Annotated in this window: 10 protein-coding genes; 1 reads left to right on the forward strand and 9 read right to left on the reverse strand. The window is 66.5% G+C overall.

Annotated elements, in window-relative coordinates; translation table 11 throughout:
• Window positions 1-7 precede the first annotated feature (7 nt).
• Window positions 8-619: an NUDIX domain-containing protein gene (locus PX653_RS15530; protein ID WP_277413675.1), complete on the reverse strand. Its 612-nt coding sequence runs from the start codon at window positions 617-619 to the stop codon at window positions 8-10.
• A gap of 71 nt (window positions 620-690) precedes the next feature.
• On the opposite strand from PX653_RS15530, the gene PX653_RS15535 reads away from it, so the two are divergent.
• Window positions 691-1446, forward strand: coding sequence for a DeoR/GlpR family DNA-binding transcription regulator (locus PX653_RS15535; RefSeq protein WP_277413676.1), 756 nt, complete (start codon window positions 691-693; stop codon window positions 1444-1446).
• A gap of 46 nt (window positions 1447-1492) precedes the next feature.
• On the opposite strand, the gene PX653_RS15540 is transcribed toward PX653_RS15535, so the two are convergent.
• From PX653_RS15540 to xdhB, 8 genes are all read right to left on the reverse strand, one after another.
• Window positions 1493-2554: a S1/P1 nuclease gene (locus PX653_RS15540; RefSeq protein WP_277413677.1), complete on the reverse strand. Its 1062-nt coding sequence runs from the start codon at window positions 2552-2554 to the stop codon at window positions 1493-1495.
• Window positions 2551-3792 carry a phospholipase D-like domain-containing protein gene (locus PX653_RS15545; protein ID WP_277413678.1) on the reverse strand — a complete coding sequence of 414 codons (1242 nt, stop codon included), beginning with the start codon at window positions 3790-3792 and terminating at the stop codon, window positions 2551-2553. The genes PX653_RS15540 and PX653_RS15545 overlap by 4 nt, the downstream gene beginning before the upstream one ends.
• A 10-nt stretch (window positions 3793-3802) precedes the next feature.
• Window positions 3803-5482: a bifunctional metallophosphatase/5'-nucleotidase gene (locus PX653_RS15550; RefSeq protein WP_277413679.1), complete on the reverse strand. Its 1680-nt coding sequence runs from the start codon at window positions 5480-5482 to the stop codon at window positions 3803-3805.
• A gap of 161 nt (window positions 5483-5643) precedes the next feature.
• On the reverse strand, window positions 5644-9063 hold the full coding sequence (locus PX653_RS15555) for a TonB-dependent receptor (RefSeq protein ID WP_277413680.1): 3420 nt from the start codon (window positions 9061-9063) through the stop codon (window positions 5644-5646).
• 638 nt (window positions 9064-9701) lie between these two features.
• Complete coding sequence (locus PX653_RS15560; protein WP_277413681.1) at window positions 9702-11159, reverse strand: adenosine deaminase family protein; 1458 nt, start codon at window positions 11157-11159, stop codon at window positions 9702-9704.
• 28 nt (window positions 11160-11187) lie between these two features.
• Entirely contained in the window at window positions 11188-12498 is a 1311-nt protein-coding gene (guaD, locus tag PX653_RS15565; RefSeq protein ID WP_277413682.1) for a guanine deaminase, read from the reverse strand.
• Between the two features lies 1 nt (window position 12499).
• Window positions 12500-13492: a xanthine dehydrogenase accessory protein XdhC gene (gene xdhC / locus PX653_RS15570; RefSeq protein ID WP_277413683.1), complete on the reverse strand. Its 993-nt coding sequence runs from the start codon at window positions 13490-13492 to the stop codon at window positions 12500-12502.
• Window positions 13489-15852, reverse strand: coding sequence for a xanthine dehydrogenase molybdopterin binding subunit (gene xdhB, locus PX653_RS15575; protein WP_277413684.1), 2364 nt, complete (start codon window positions 15850-15852; stop codon window positions 13489-13491). The genes xdhC and xdhB overlap by 4 nt, the downstream gene beginning before the upstream one ends.
• Window positions 15853-15860 lie beyond the last annotated feature (8 nt).

A 15860-nucleotide genomic window follows, 5' to 3' on the forward strand; every position in this document is an offset into this window, starting at 1 on the left:
CTCGATTCTAGAGCATCCCGCTGCCCGCGGGCGCGCCGCTCCGGTCGCGGAACAACGCCAGCGCGGCGTGCTGCAGCAGCATGATCGTCTTGCCGTCCTCGATGCGCCCATCCGCCACCATCGCCAGCGCAGCGTCGATGTCCAGCTCCACCACCTCGATGTCCTCGCCCTCCTGCTCCACGCCGCCGCCCGTGCCGGCGCGGCTGTGGGCGTCGTACTCGGCCACGAAGAAATACAGCCGCTCCGTCACCGATCCGGGGCTCATGAATGCTTCGAACACCCGCTGCACGTCGTGCACGCGGTAGCCCGTCTCCTCCGCCACTTCGGCGCGGATGCGCTCCTCGGGCGTGGCGGCGTCGAGCAGCCCGGCCGGGGCTTCGAGCAGGAAGCCGTCGTGCGTGCCGCCGTAACCGTAGGCCGGGAAGCGGAACTGGCGCACCAGGATCACCGTGCGGCGTGCCAGGTTGTACAGCAGGATCACGGCACCGTGGCCCCGATCATAGGTCTCGCGCGACATCGTCTGCCACGCGCCATCGCGGCGACGGTAGTCGAACGTGGTCTTCTTCAGTACGTACCAGTCGTCCGACAGCGTTTTCACTTCCTTGATGCGGATCTGCATGATGGCTCCTCCTGTTTGCTCTTTTTTAAAGTATCATGCAATATCGTGAAACCTCAAGAAAATTCGTGCATATGCTGACCAGTCAACGCAAGCAACTGCTGCTCAAGATCCTGAGCGAGGAAGGCCAGGTCGTTGCCCGCACCCTGTCCGACGCCTGGGGGCTGTCGGAGGACACCATCCGGCGCGACCTGCGCGAGCTGGCCAAGGAAGGCCTGCTGCGCCGCGTGCACGGCGGCGCCCTCCCCGCCTCGCCGGCACAAGGCAACTTCGCCGTGCGCGCCACCATTTCGACGGACGCCAAGCCGGCCATCGGCCGCGCGGCGGCCGCGCTGATCAAGCCGGGCCAGGTCGTCTTCATCGACGGCGGCACGACCGCCGTGCAACTGGCGCGCGCCCTGCCGCGCGAGCTGCGTGCCGTCGTCGTCACGCACAGCCCGTCCATCGCGGTGGAGCTGGTGGAGCATCCGCACGTGGAGGTGATCGTGATCGGTGGCCGGCTGTTCAAGCATTCGATCGTGGCGTGTGGCGCGCAGGCGCTGGAAGCCATCGGCCAGATTCGCACCGACGTGTTTTTCATGGGCGTGTGCAGCCTCGATCCGGAAGCCGGCATCACGACGGCGGACTACGACGAGGCGTGCATGAAGCGGGCGATCGGCGCGGCGGCACGCAGCACCGTGGTGCTGGCGTCGCCGGAGAAGCTGGGAACGGCGGCGCCGTTCGCGATCGCGCCGCTGGCGACGGTCGATCGCATCGTCGTCAGCCGGGACACCGACGACGCGCTGCTGGCGCCTTATCGGGAGATGGGAATTGCGGTAACGCTTGGGTAGGAAACCCGCCGGTGACAGGCACCTGCCACCAGGGGGTTCCGGGGGTTCAGGGCCAGATCGCCTGCAGCAGCGCAGCCAGGTGGTAGCCGCCCTTGATCAACTGCTCGCGCGCCAGCGCGGACGAGGGCACCGGGTAGTTCTCCGGCACCGCCAGCGCCCACACCTTGTAGCTCTCGCCGCCCTTGCTGGTCTGCGTCGAGACGGCGCCCACCCTGACATCCTTGTGCGCGACCTTCGACACGGCCAGCGCATCGTTGGCCCACTGGTACGGCCAGCCTTGCACGTCGCCCGTGTTGACGGACACCGCGGGCTTGCTGTCGATCGCGTACTGGGCGAACTGCTCCGGCGTGCGCGTGCTGGAGCGGCGCATTGCGTAGTCCACCACCGTCGTGTCCCAGTACGAATGGAACGGTTTCGTCGGCGACTTCGCCGACGCCGGCGCGCCGCCCTCTTTCGGCGCACCCGGCGGGATCAGCTTGTCGCTGGTGGCCGTCAGCACGGCGTCGTCCAGCAGCAGGTTGTTGCCGCCGCGCGAGTCGAACACGTTCAGCGAATCGACTTCGGCATGCGACTTGGGCACGACGAACTTGCCGTCCTTGCCGACGAAGCCAGCGCCCACGTGCAGCGGCTGGTGGATGTCGCCGGCCAGGTGCGCGACGATCAGCAGCGCCTGGCGCTTCGTGAAGCGGTGCGGGTTGGTCTGCGGCGTGTCCTTGCCCTGCAGGACGGCGATGGCGCTCTTCAGGGTCTGCACGATGTCGTTGTCGAACGTGCCCACGCCGTGGTCGTGGTAGGCGTCCAGCTGGAACGGCACGTCCGTGTAGTGGTACTCCGAATGCTTCGGGTTGGCGCTGACGTAGTCGACCATCTCCGGCGTCTGCGGGCCGCACCAGCTGCCCTTGACGCAGTCGGCCCATGTCGCCACCTTCTCCAGGCTTTCGCCCGGCAGCAGCAGCGCCGCGACCTGCTTCTCGGCGTTGCTGCCCCTGATCAGCTTGTCGGCGATGGCGCCGACGGCGCGGTGGCCGTCGGCGCCCCACGCCAGCGCGCTGGAGGAGACGGTGGCGAAAGCGCCGGCCAGCGCCAGCATGCATGCGAGTTTCTTCATTCGGTGGGTGCCTTTTCGGTTGCCTTGTTCGGTTTCGGGTAGTCCCGGTTGATGTCGAGCTTCTGCGCGTACGACGAGGTCCACGCCTGCTCGTGCAGCGCGGCCACGCGGCGGGCCATCGGCTCGCTGCGCATCACTACTTCCAGGTTGCGCGACAGGTCCAGGTAGCCGCCCGCCCAGTTGCTGGTGCCGACCCATGCCAGCTTGCCGTCGATCGTCATCGTCTTGCTGTGGATGACGCGCGCGAACGGGATGAAGCCGGTGGACGAGCGCGGCAGCGTGACCACGCGCACTTCCACGTTCGGCAGGATCGCCAGGCTTTTCAGGTAAGGCAGCGCGGGCGCTTCCAGGTTCCAGTTCGACACCATCAGCTTGATCTTGACGCCCCGGTTGGCGGCGGCGCGCACGGCGTTGTCGATGACGGCGTAATACGGCCGCGTGCCCTGCGGGCCGTACGACAGCGGCGCGTAGTCGAGCAGCTGGATGCGCACTTCCTCCCTGGCCTCGGCCAGCAGGGCCGGCAGCCCCGTCTCCGAGTCGCGCACGCCGGGCGGGTTGTACGCGGCAGGGCTGGCCAGCAGGTAGGCCGGCCGCGCCAGCTCGGCCTGCGCCGGCAAGGCGGCGGCCTTGGCCTGCAGCGGCGTGACCTTGATGCCCTGCGCCAGCGCCGCCTGGGCGCGCCAGTCCTGTTCGAAAATGGCGGCGACCTGGCCAACGATCACCGGATCGTCGATCCTCAGGCCCGTCTCGTGGATGTGCGAGAACGCCCGCCAGTCGAAGTTCTGGCTGCCGACGAAGGCCGTCTTGCCATCCGCCAGCGCATACTTGGCGTGGATGATGCCGTTGCCCGTCAGCTGGCTGTAGTCGAGGATGCGCAGCTCCAGGTTCGGGATCGCACGCAGCCGGTCCAGCGTGGCGGCATCGGACAGGTTGATGCCCTTCTTGTCGAGCAGGAAGCGGATCTTGACGCCCCGCTTGCCGGCCGCTTCCAGGCGCTCGACCACCCTGTCGAACGGGCTGCCAGGCTTGCCGGCAACGTAGAACTGGCCGATGGCGATGTCGCTGCGGGCATTGTCGAACAGCTCGGACCAGACCGTGACGGCATCGCGCAGATCGGGGTTGGTCAGCGTCGTCTCGACGGGCGTCGTCAGCACCAGCTCGAAGCCGGGAATGCGGAAATCGGCGTGGGCGCTGCCGGCACAAGCCGCCAGCACTGCGGATACAAGGATACGGCGCATGAGGTTCTCCTTACTGGACGCGGCGGATGCGTGGCTGTGCGGCGGCCAGCCCGGCCGGCTTGCGGTCCTGCTCGCGCCGCACCAGGTAGGCCGTCAGCGAGTCGATGTCGCGCACGCCCGTCTCGGCGCGGTTGGTGCCCTTGGCGAACATCGGGAATGCATCGCCACCCTCGGCGATGAAGTTGTTGGCGGCCACGCGGTACGATGCATTGTCGTCCAGCGGCACGCCGTCCAGCGTCACCTCCAGCACGCGCTGGCCCGCCGGCTTGCGCAGGTCGTAGCGGTAGCTGAAGCCTTCGGACACCTGCAGCAGGCCGCGCGATTCGACCTTGTCGCCGACCCATTGCTGCTCCAGCAGCGCGCGGATCTGCGCACCGGTCAGGTTCATCACCGTCAGTGTATTGCCGAACGGGAGCACCGCCAGCGCCTGGCTCTTCGAGACGACGTTGCCGGCCCCGGTTTCCAGGCTGGCACGCAGGCCGCCAGTGTTCATGAAGGCGATCTGGGCACCGTAGGGACGGCCGCTGAACAAGGTGGCGTCGGCCACCAGGTTGCCCAGTGCCCATTCGTCACGGCTGTTCGACTCGCGCGGCACGACCGGCACCGCGATGCGCGCCACGGGCTTGGCCAATTCGGCACTGCCGCGCTGGCGCACCTTGGCCAGGTAGGCCTCGGCGCGCGGATCGGCCGGGTACGCGCCCTGCGTCATGACGACGTTGCGGGCGCTGACGTCCACCAGCCGGTTGGTCTGGCGGTCCACGACCAGCTTGATGCGCGACAGCATATGGCCGCCCATCTGCGCCTGCGTCACCAGCTTGTCGCCCACCTTGCACAGGTAACCCTTGTGCGAGTGGCCGCTGATGACGAGGCGGATCGCCGGGTCCAGCTTCTTGACGACGGGGACGAGCTCACCTTCCAGGTCGTCGCAGTACTGCTTGTCGAATTCGGACGCGGTGCGGCCGCCCTGGTGCAGCAGCACGACGAACACGCCCACGCCTTCCTTGCGCAGTTCCGGCAGCAGGCGGTTGACGGCATCGGCTTCGTCGCCGAACTGCAGGCCGGCGATGCCGGCGGCGGACACCACTTCGGCGGTGTCCTGCAGCACCGCGCCGATAAAGGCGATCTTGACGCCCTTCGATTCGAGGATGCGGTAGGCGGGCAGCAGCGGTTTACGCGTGCTGGCGTCGATGACGTTGGCGGCCAGGTAGGTGAACTTCGCGCCCGCGTAGCTGCCGTCGAACCGGCATGCCTTGTCCGGCCGAGGCGAGGCGCAGCCGCCCTTCTGCTGGCGCAGCAGCTCGACCCGGCCCTGGTCGAATTCATGGTTGCCGACCGACGTCACGGTCAGGCCCAGCAGGTCCAGCGCGCCCAGGGTCGGTTCATCGGCCCACATGGCCGACAGCGCGGGACTGGCGCCGATCATGTCGCCCGCGCCCACCAGCAGCAGTTCGCGGTCTTCCTTGCGCCACGCCTGCAGCGCGCCGGCCAGCGTATCGATACCGCCGGCCATGACCGTGCGCGGCGCTTTCTCGCCCACGCCGGCATAGGTGAACTTGTCGGCCTCCAGGTGGCCGTGCAGGTCGTTCAGGGCGACCAGGTTGATTTCGGCGGTGCCGGGCGCCGTCGTGGCGCAGCCTGCCAAGGCAAGGGTGGCGGCCGCGGCGGCAAGTGTGGACAGGGAGAATTTCATAACGCAGGCAGGGAACGTGAACCGTTTATTGTACAGGCGCGTGCCGTGCCGTTGCACGGCAAATATGCGCTTGAAACCTTGTGTTACAGAGGGCGCGGCGCCCATGAAAAAAGGCCGGCGATCGCTCGCCGGCCCTCCTGTGAAACTAAGTCATGCGGACCTTAGAATTCGTACTTCACGGTCGCCTGCAGGGCCCACTGCGATTCGCCCTTGGCCTGGCGGACGTCGAAGTCTTCCACCTTGTCGCGCACCTGGTAGATGTACTGGCCCGCGGCGTTGATACCGGCGAAGTCCACGAACGAACGGGCTTGCGCGCCGGCGCTCTGGAACGCGGTCTCGTTGATGCGGCCCCACTTCTTGTTCAACAGGTTACCCACGTTGAACAGGTCGAAGGTCACGATACCCTTGTGGCCCTGCCAGAAGCCCGGCACTTCCTGCGAGACACGCAGGTCGAACGTATTGGTCCACGGCGCGAAGCTGGTGTTGCGGCCCACGACCTTGCCGGCCGAGTCGCGCAGCGCACGGTTGCCGTCGACGATCGCCCAGAATTTCTGCTCGTTGGCGCGGTTCGTTGCCGAATCGCCGCGGAACTCGACTTCACCCGAACCGAAGGCCTTCGGGATGTACATCAGGTCGTTGCCGGCCAGGTCGTCGCCGTTCATGTCGTTGTTGAACGTCCAGCTGTACGGCTTGCCCGAACGGCCTTCGTAGAACAGGCCGAACGTCGTGTTGTACGCGCCGAAGAAGCGCTTGCGGAAGTTCAGCACCGCGTTGATGCGGTCCTTGACCAGGTAGCTCGAGTTGGCCACGACTTCTTCGTTCGGATTGAAGACCGAACGGCCGGACCAGTTCGAGTTCGACGTCGACGACGTCAGCGGCGACACTTCCTTCGATTCCGTGTAGGTGTACGACACCGACCAGCCCAGGCCGGAGATCAGCGGACGGCTCAGCGACAGGGTGGCCAGGTTGCTGCCGCCCTGCTTCGTGCCGGTCGCGACCAGCACGTTGGCAAAGCGCTGGTTGGCGCCGGAACGCGCGCGGAAGCCCGTGCAGTTGCCGGTGGTGACGCGGGCGCCGGTCGAGTTCCAGCACTCGGTGTTGTAGCCTTGCGGCGTGTAGTACAGCTCGCGGCCATCGCTGCCGATGCGGGTTGCCTCGCCGATGTTCAGGTTGCGGTAGTAAATCGCGTCACGCACGTCGGTCTTCAGGTATTCCGCGCTGACGACCAGGTTGTACCATGGCAGTTCGTGGTCGACGGCCAGGTTGGCCTTCCACACGGACGGCTGGCGCAGGCCAGGAGCCAGGATGTCGACCGATGCGGCCGGATTGCCGGTCGAAGGGATCGGCTGGTTGTTGATGTCCGAGCTGAACAGGCCGCCCGCGGTGGAGCACGCTGCCAGGCCGCTGGTGCCGCAACCGGCCACGGCCGTCGCCACGCCCGCGTTCTGGAACGGGTTGCTCAGCCAGACGGCCATCGCCGAACCCTGGAACAGGCCGACACCGCCGCGCAGCTGCGTGCGACGAGCCGACTCGAAGTTGTAGTTGAAGCCGAAGCGTGGCTGCCACAATTTCTGGCCGTCGAACGTGTTCGTGTTGTCCAGGCCGAAACCGCCGGTCTGGCGGCCGGTCAGCGTCGTGCGGGCCACGGTCGGCGCAGCCACGGCGGCGTTGACCAGCGGACGGGAACCGACGTCCATGCTGTCCACGCGCACGCCGCCGCTGACGGTCAGCTGCGGGTTGACCGTCCACGTATCCTGCAGGAACAGGCCCGTGTTCTTGGTCGTGAACTTGGCGACAGCGTCCTCGAGCGTGTAGCCGGTGTTGGCGATCGTCGATTGGTACGATACCGGACGGCCACGGCGGAAGTTCTCCAGCACGGCCGCTTCGATCGTCGCGGCCGGCACGGTCGCGCCGCAGGATGCCAGGTTGGCACCGCCCAGGAACTCGTACGCGATGCCCTGCTGGCAGGCGAAGGTGTAGTTGCCGTAGACGTTCTGCACGAACGCGTTGTAGATCTCGTTCTTCTGGAAGTCCGCGCCGAACTTGACTTCGTGCGCGCCCAGCTGCCAGTTGGCGCCGACGTAGTAGTCGTCCGTCTTCGTGCCCAGCACGTTGCGCTGGCGGCTGTTTTCCGTGCCGAAGTTCAGGAAGCGGTCGTTGGTGGACGTGCCCGCAGGCGCGCCGGCCGGCAGTGCGCCGGAGAAGCGCAGGCCGATCAGCGGCAGCTGCGAGTTCAGCTTCGGTACGCTGTCGTAGTCACGCACCGACAGCTTGACTTCGGTCGAGAACGTCGGCGTCCAGTCGGACGTCAGCTGGGCCACTTTGGTTTCGATGACCTTGGCCTGGTTGTACCAGTACGAGTTCAGCGAAATGCCGGTGGCGGACAGGCCCGGGAAGATCGGCTCCGTCTGTTCGGTCTTCGACCAGCGGAACATGGCGCGGTGGTCGTCGTTGATGTTCCAGTCGAGCTTGAGCAGCTTGTCGGTCACGTCCAGCATCGTGCCGCCCGGGACGACATCGCTGCCGACGTCCAGGCCGTACGAATTCTTGGCGATCTGCTGCGCCTGCGCGATGGCATTCGGGGTGATCGCCACGTTCGTCAGCGGGCTGCCGACCGGGCCGAAGGTCGGCGCGGTACGGGTCGATTCCAGCTTCTCGTAGTTGGCGAAGATGAACAGCTTGTCCTTGATCAGGGGGCCGCCGACGGTGGCGCCCTTGGTCGTTTCCTTGAACTTGGCCGGCTCGTAGTATTCGCCGGTGGACTGGTTGAAGCGGTCGCCCACGGTCTTGTCGTTACGGAAGACGTAGTAGACGCTGCCCTTGACCTTGTTCGTGCCGGACTTCGTGACGGCGTTGATGTTGCCGCCGGTGTAGCCCTTCTGGGTCACGTCGTAGTTGGCCACGTTGACCTGCACCGACTGGATCGCTTCGATCGAGATCGGCTGCTTCGACGTCGGCGAGCCGGAGGCTTCCAGGCCGAACGTGTCGCTGACGGACACGCCGTCGATGGTCAGGGTGTTGTAGCGGCTGTTCTGGCCGGCCACGGACAGTTCGCCGCGTTCCTTGTCGGTCTGCGACACGCGCGGGTCGGTGCGGGCGTAGTCCTGCAGGTTGCGGTTGATCGAGCCCTGGATCGCCAGTTCGGTCGCGCTGATGTTGGTACCGGCGCCCATCGTGGTCTTCGAGAAGCGGTCGTTGCGCACACTGCTGCCGGCCACGACGACGGTCTGCATCGGCTGGCCCAGCTGCGCATCCACGCTGGCCGTCTCGGCCAGGTTGACGAAGACGTTCTCGCGCTTCTCGGTGATGCCGTTCTTCTCGATCGTGATCGTGTACGGACCGCCGACGCGCAGGCCACGCGCGACGTAGCGACCCTGGGCATCCGCCGTCACGTTGCTGACGGAACCGGATTCGACGTGCGTGATGGTGACGGTTGCGCCCGCGGCAGGATTACCGTCCGCGCCCAGCACACGGCCGCCGATGGCGGAAGTCGTGTTCTGCGCGACGGTCGGCAGCGACGCCAGCGCGATGGACAGGCTGAGCGCGATCTGCGTAAGCCGGAGCCGTTTTTGATTCATCATTATCTAACCCCAAAAAGGACTGTTTTCTAGGCATTTTCGATGCAGTTATTGCATGTTGCATCGACTACACCACTCTTTACTTGTGTTGCAATCTGCTTGGCCGACCCGGGATTCTAGCGGCGCCGGATGTCACGGACATGACATCTTTATGACAGTTTCGTGACAACTGCGGCGCACCTTCAGGCCTAGAATGCATAGCTGTCAGCCAACTATGCATGAGGGCTAAAGTCGTGACAAATTCGATTTAGGTAGCGTATTTATATGCGCAAACAATAAATCGACGTAAAAATGACACGGGAAAGAGTACGTTACCGGGGGTAGGCTGACGGCGGCATTATAAATGACCGTCTTCTAAGTGAAATTGTTTCATTTAGAAATTATAAAAACGGTGGCAGGCGTACCACAATCTGTAGCGCCAAGACCACACAGTTGCCAAACCAAGTAGAAGAGCAGGCAAGATTTCGGTTTGGGATGGCCGAAAGAGATGCCAGGAAGGGGATATCCCGGCGGCGGGGGCTGCCGGGATATTTTTTTAGGGTCTGTCCCTTCAGGGACTGACCCTGAAGTTGGTTGCGGACTTCCACGAAAGGCGAGCAAACTTCGGGGTCAGTCCCGCAGGGACAGACCCCAACCGCGGTTTACTGTTTTGCCACTGAACGAGCAATCTCCGCCTCGAACTTCGCAAACCGGCTGTCGAGCTGCTTGAGCAGCCGCTGCTTGTCGCCCTCCGCCAGGAAGGCGTAACGGATGCTGTCGTGCGACAGCTTCTTCACTTCCGCGTAATCGGTCTTGTAGCGGGTGGCGAACAGCACGTATTCGTTCGACAGGTTATGGCGGGTCACGCCCGCGTCGTCTGTCGAGATGACGAACGGCACGCCGTATTTACGGTACAGCTCGATCGGATGCTCCGCGCCTTTTATGCCGAGGATGAATTCGTTGCTGGTCAGGTTGACCTCGACGGGGACCTTGCGCGCGCGCATCGTGCGCAGGATGCCCGGCGCGTCCTTTTCATGGGCGATGTCGATGCCGTGGCCGATGCGGTCGGCGCCCGCCACCTGCACCGCTTCGCCGATGTGGAACGTCAGCCCTTCCGGCGGCACGATGCCCAGTTTCAGCTCGCCGGCGTGCAGGGCCGTCTTCACGTCCGGATAGCGCGCTTTCAGGAACTTGAACATGCGCATGTGCAGGCTGTAGTCGCGCATCGAGACGGCCTGGCTTTCCTGCCCGACGATATTGACGCCGACGATGCGCGGGTCCGCCTTGGCCAGCTTGAAGCTCGACAGCATCTGCGAGAACACGACCGACGGCGCCAGGAAGCGCAGCACGTAGGGCTGGTAGCGCATCGTGAACTGCTCGTCGTCGATACCCGCGCTGCTGGCTTGCACGTTGGCCAGGTAATCCTGGACACCCTTGGCGAAGCCGGGGTTGGCTTCCAGCCGGGTAACCAGCGCCGCCAGCGCGGCATCGAGCTGGGCGGCATCGAAGCCAGGCGATTGCACCAGCTTGTCGAAGTCGGCATCCGGCGTGATCGGGGCCAGCTCGAAGATCGTCTCGATATAGGCCAGGTTCTCGGCGATGGCGCGCGCCTTCAGGGTGCGCAGCCCTTCGTTGGTATTGGTCGAGGCGACGGGACCGAAGTAGCCGAACGTGTCGAAGAACGTCTGGTCGGGCGGGGCCTGGTCGGCGCCGTGGTTGTAGAAGTCCAGGGTCGACCACTTCTGCAGCAGCAAGCGGTAGGCGTTGTTGTCCGCCACCAGGTCGCTGCCGGACACGCAGCTGCGCAGCGGCGCGGGCTTGGCCTGCTCTGCCGCGATGGCCGCCTTGTCCGTATTGATGCGGAAGTTGATCTTGCTGACGCAATAGCCCTGCTTGTCGACCCATTCCAGGTACTGTTCGGCGTAGATCGCGCCCGAGTAATGGTGGTGCAGGTCGCCGCCCTTCGGCATCATCGTCAGGAACATCGTCAGTTCGGCCGTCTTCGGCTGCGCGCCCACCAGCGTGGCGAAGTGGCGCTTGACGATATCCTCGTTGCTGGCGGCTTGGGCGCCGAAGGCAATGGCCGCCATGACGGCGGCGGCGATGAGTTTTTTCTGCATGGACGTTCCCGGTTCGGTTGAGGGAGGGTCAGGCCTGCCGCGCGTGCACCAGCCGGCCCGCGGAATACGTCGCCGCGATGGCGCGGTCGTCGCCCAGCAGCGCCAGCGCGAACAGCAGCTCTTCCAGGCTGTCCGTGTTGGCGGTACGGCGCGCCAGCAGCGGCGTGGCCTGCGGGTCGAGGACGACGAAGTCGGCCTCGCACCCGGCGGCGAAGCTGCCGATCGTATCGTCCAGGTGCAGGCTGCGCGCGGCACCCAGCGTGGACAGGTAGAACATGCGCAGCGCCGGCAGGTAGCTGCCCTTCAAGCGCGCTACTTTATAGGCTTCATTCATCGTTTGCAACATCGAGAACGACGTGCCCGCGCCCACGTCGGTCGCCAGCGCCATCAGCATGCCGGCGCGGTCGGCCCGCTCGAAGTCGAACAGGCCGCTGCCCAGGAACAGGTTCGACGTCGGGCAGACGGCGGCGGCGGCGCGCGTTTCGGCCATGCGCGCGCGGTCCGCCTCGTCCAGCCAGATGCAGTGGCCGAACACGGCGCGCGGACGCAGCATGCCGTAGCGGTCGTACACGTCCAGGTAGCTGCGCGCCTCGGGGTAGAGCTGCTTGACCCAGCGGCATTCGTCCTCGTTTTCCGACACGTGCGTCTGCAGGTAGGTGTCCGGGTAGGCGCGCGCGAGCTCGCCCGCCAGCGCCATCTGCGCCTCGGTGGACGTGGGCGCGAAGCGGGGCGTGATCGCATACAGCGAGCGGCCGCGTTTGTGCCAGCGCCGGATCAGCTCTTCCGTCTCGCGCGCGCCCTGCTCCGCCGTGTCGCACAGGAAGTCCGGGCAGTTGCGGTCCATCAGCACCTTCCCCGCGATCATGCGCAGCCCGCGCGCCTCGCTGGCCGTGAAGAACGCATCGACGGACTGCGGGTGCACGGTGGCATACACCAGCGCCGTCGTGGTGCCGCAGCGCAGCAGCTCGTCCAGGAAGAACTCGGCGACACCTGCCGCGTGGGCCGGATCGGCAAACGCGCGCTCGGTGGGGAACGTGTACTGCTCCAGCCAGGGCAAGAGGCCCGGTGCCGGCGAGGCGATCATGTCCGTCTGGGGGTAATGCACGTGCGCGTCGATGAAGCCCGGCGTGATGACCTTGCCCCGGTAGTCCGCCACCGGCGTGCCAGGCGGCAGCGTCGCGGCAAGGTGCGCGTAGTCCCCGGCCGCCACGACCTTGCCGTCCGCGACAACCAGCAGGCCATCCTCATGCCAGGCATGCGCGTGCTCGGCGAAGGCCGGATCGGCGTGGAAGTGCAACAAGCCGGCACGGTAGGCTTGCACGGGTGATGCTGTCTGCATATCAGTTCTCTTGAAGGGGTTGCGGCGCGGCGGCTTGCGCCTGCCACAGGATCAGTAATTGGGCCGCGACGGAGGCGGCGATGACGGGCGGCGCCTTGTCGATGATACCCGGCAGGCCGATCGGGCACACCATCGTGGCGATGCGTGCGGGATCGATGCCGCGCGCCGCCATGCGGTGCTCGAACTGGGCGCGCTTGGTTTTCGAGCCGATCAGGCCGAACCAGCCCACCTGTTCGCTCGCCAGGATCGCTTCGCACAGGCGCTGGTCCAGCGCGTGGCTGTGCGTCATGACGAGGTAGCTGGCGCCCGGCGGTGCGGCCGCCACCAGCGTCTCGGGCGCGTCCGTCGCTTCCACCGTTACGTTGTCCGGCACGGTGGGCGGGAACATGTCGTCGCGCTCGTCCACCCACGTCACGCTGCACGGCAGCTCGGCCAGCGCGCGCACGATGGCGGCGCCGACGTGGCCCGCGCCGAACAGCAGCACGTGCGCGCGCGGCGCCAGCACCGGATCGACGAGCCAGCGGCGCCCGTGCGCATCGGCCTGCAGGCCGGCCTGCGCCGCAGGCACGAAGGCGACTTCCGCGCTGCCGGCGATCCGGCCGCCAGCGGCGTCGAACAGCGCGCATGCGGGCGTGCCATCGACCGCGGCGATGCGGATGCTGTCGTCGCGGCGGCGCGCCCGCAATGCGCTCATCACCGCCGCCAGTTCGGCACCGACCGGCTCGAACGCCAGCCAGACCACGCCGCCGCAGCACTGCCCCAGGCTGGGGCCGAGCGGAAAACGTTCGTACTGGACGGCTGCGTCGCCGCCCGCCAGCATGGCCCGCGCGATCTCGACGGCGCGCAGCTCCAGGTGGCCGCCGCCGATGGTGTCCAGCTGCGTGTGCGCCGTCACCAGCATCTTGGTGCCGGCCGCGCGCGGACTGGACCCTTCCACCCGCGCGACCGTGACCAGCACCGCCGGCCCGGCGGTTGCCGCCAGCCAGTCGTTCATGCGGAAAAACCCGGGACAGATCCCTGCTTCGAGGCAAGAGATGCCTCCTGCACCGCATCGATCGCGCGCAGGATCTCCTCGCACGTCGCCGGCGCATTCAGCGGCGGATTGACGCGGTGCCCGCCCACGCTGGAGATGGCGTCGCGGATGGCGAAGAAAACGGAGAACGGCAGCAGCAGCGGCGGCTCGCCCGTTGCCTTGGACCGATGAATGCTGTCCTCGACGTTGCGGTTGTCGAACAGGCGCACGCGAAAGTCTTCCGGACAGTCGGAAATGCCGGGAATCTTGTAGGTGGACGGCGCATGCGTCATCAGCTTGCCCGCGTCGTTCCACCACAGCTGCTCCGTCGTCAGCCAGCCCATGCCCTGGATGAACGCGCCCTCGACCTGGCCGATGTCGATGGCCGGATTGAGCGAGGCGCCGGCATCGTACAGCGCGTCCGCGCGCAGCAGCTTCCATTCGCCCGTCAGCGTGTCGACGACGACTTCCGACACGGCCGCGCCGTAGGCGTAGTACGAGAACGGATGGCCCGTCATCGTCTTCGGGTCCCAGTGCAGGCCCGGGGTGGCATAGAAACCGTCCGACCACAGCTGCACGCGCGCCAGGTAGGCCTTCTGCACGAGCTCAGGGAACGGCACCTCGTGGCCGTTGACATGGACGACGTCCGCCAGGAAGCGCACCGCCGCGACGTCGCCGCCGTATTGTTTTGCCGCGAACGCGGCCAGGCGCTCGCGGATCTGGCGCGCGGCATCCTGCGCGGCCTTGCCGTTCAGGTCCGCGCCCGTGGAGGCGGCGGTGGCCGACGTGTTGGCGACTTTGCTGGTATCGGTGGCGCTGGCGCGCACGTGGCGCATGTCCACGCCCAGTTCGTGCGCGACGACCTGCATCACCTTGGTGTTGATGCCCTGCCCCATTTCCGTGCCGCCGTGGTTGACCAGCACGGAGCCGTCCACGTAGACGTGCACCAGCGCGCCGGCCTGGTTCAGGTGCGTGACGTTGAACGCGATGCCGAACTTGACGGGCGTGAGCGCCAGCCCCTTCTTCAGCACGGGGCTGCCCGCGTTGAATGCGGCGATGGCTGCACGGCGCGCGCGGTACTCGCTGGTGCGCTCCAGCTCCGCCGTCAGTTCGTCGATGACGTTGTCGACGATGACCTGGCGGTACGGCGTTTCGTTGCGACCGGTCTTGCCGTAGAAATTCAGGCGGCGGATGTCCAGCGCGTCGCGGCCCAGGTTGCGCGCGATCTCGTCGATGATGTATTCGATGGCGATCGCGCCCTGCGGCCCGCCGAAGCCGCGGAATGCGGTGTTCGACTGCGTGTTGGTCTTGCCGCAGCCGGCGCGGATGTCCACGTCCGACAGGTAGTAGGCATTGTCGAAATGGCAGACGGCGCGCGTCGCCACAGGCCCGGACAAGTCGGCCGAGAAGCCCGCGCGCAACGTCATGTCCACTCGCGCGGCGACGATCCGGCCGCTGTCGTCGTAGCCCACTTCGTATTCGTACCAGAAGCAGTGGCGCTTGCCGGTCACCATCATGTCGTCGTCGCGGTCGGCGCGCAGCTTGACGGGACGCTTGGTCCGCGCGGCGGCGATCGCCGCCGCCGCCGCCCACAGCGCCGACTGCGATTCCTTGCCGCCGAAGCCGCCGCCCATGCGCCGGCATTCGACCGTCACGTGGTGCGAGTGCAGGCCCAGCGCGTGCGCCACCACGTGCTGCATCTCGCTGGGGTGCTGGGTGGAGCACTGCACCAGCATGCCGCGATTCTCCTTCGGGATGGCATACGCGATCTGGCCTTCCAGGTAGAACTGCTCCTGGCCGCCGACGAACAGTTCGCCCTTGACGACGTGCGGCGCCCGTTCGAACGCGGCCTGCGCGTCGCCCCGTTGCAGGCGCAGCGGCGGCAGCACGTACGAGCTGGCGGCCTTGGCCTGCTGCGGCGTCAGGATCGCCGGCAGCTCTTCGTACGTGACGACGGCCTTGCGCGCGGCACGGCGCGCGTTGGTGTGCGTGTCCGCCACGACGATGAAGATCGGCTGGCCCACGTACAGCACTTCGCCCATCGCGAAAATGGGATCGTCATGGATGATCGGGCCGCAATCGTTGGTGCCCGGGATGTCGGCGGCCGTGTAGGCGGCGACGACGCCGGGACAGGCCAGCACGGGCGCGAGGTCCAGCGCGACGATCTTCGCATGCGCCTTGGCGGACAGGCCCAGCGCCGCGTGCAGCGTGCCCTGGACTTCCGGGATGTCGTCGGTGTACGTCGCCTGGCCCAGCACGTGCAGCTCGGCCGATTCGTGGGGACGGGCGACGCCGACGGCCTTCCACGCGTCGGTGAGGCCGGGAGTGACGGGATGGTTCATGGCGTCTC

This window comes from Pseudoduganella chitinolytica (assembly GCF_029028125.1).
Taxonomy (GTDB): Bacteria; Pseudomonadota; Gammaproteobacteria; order Burkholderiales; family Burkholderiaceae_D; genus Rugamonas; species Rugamonas chitinolytica.

Bases quoted from the DNA above. Each gene is read 5' to 3' on its own strand.
- PX653_RS15530 (WP_277413675.1), bottom strand. From the start codon at position 619: ATGCAGATCCGCATCAAGGAAGTGAAAACGCTGTCGGACGACTGGTAC.
- PX653_RS15555 (WP_277413680.1), bottom strand. From the start codon at position 9,063: ATGATGAATCAAAAACGGCTCCGGCTTACGCAGATCGCGCTCAGCCTG.
- PX653_RS15560 (WP_277413681.1), bottom strand. From the start codon at position 11,159: ATGCAGAAAAAACTCATCGCCGCCGCCGTCATGGCGGCCATTGCCTTC.
- xdhC (WP_277413683.1), bottom strand. From the start codon at position 13,492: ATGAACGACTGGCTGGCGGCAACCGCCGGGCCGGCGGTGCTGGTCACG.
- PX653_RS15550 (WP_277413679.1), bottom strand. From the start codon at position 5,482: ATGAAATTCTCCCTGTCCACACTTGCCGCCGCGGCCGCCACCCTTGCC.
- PX653_RS15535 (WP_277413676.1), top strand. From the start codon at position 691: ATGCTGACCAGTCAACGCAAGCAACTGCTGCTCAAGATCCTGAGCGAG.
- PX653_RS15545 (WP_277413678.1), bottom strand. From the start codon at position 3,792: ATGCGCCGTATCCTTGTATCCGCAGTGCTGGCGGCTTGTGCCGGCAGC.
- guaD (WP_277413682.1), bottom strand. From the start codon at position 12,498: ATGCAGACAGCATCACCCGTGCAAGCCTACCGTGCCGGCTTGTTGCAC.
- xdhB (WP_277413684.1), bottom strand. From the start codon at position 15,852: ATGAACCATCCCGTCACTCCCGGCCTCACCGACGCGTGGAAGGCCGTC.
- PX653_RS15540 (WP_277413677.1), bottom strand. From the start codon at position 2,554: ATGAAGAAACTCGCATGCATGCTGGCGCTGGCCGGCGCTTTCGCCACC.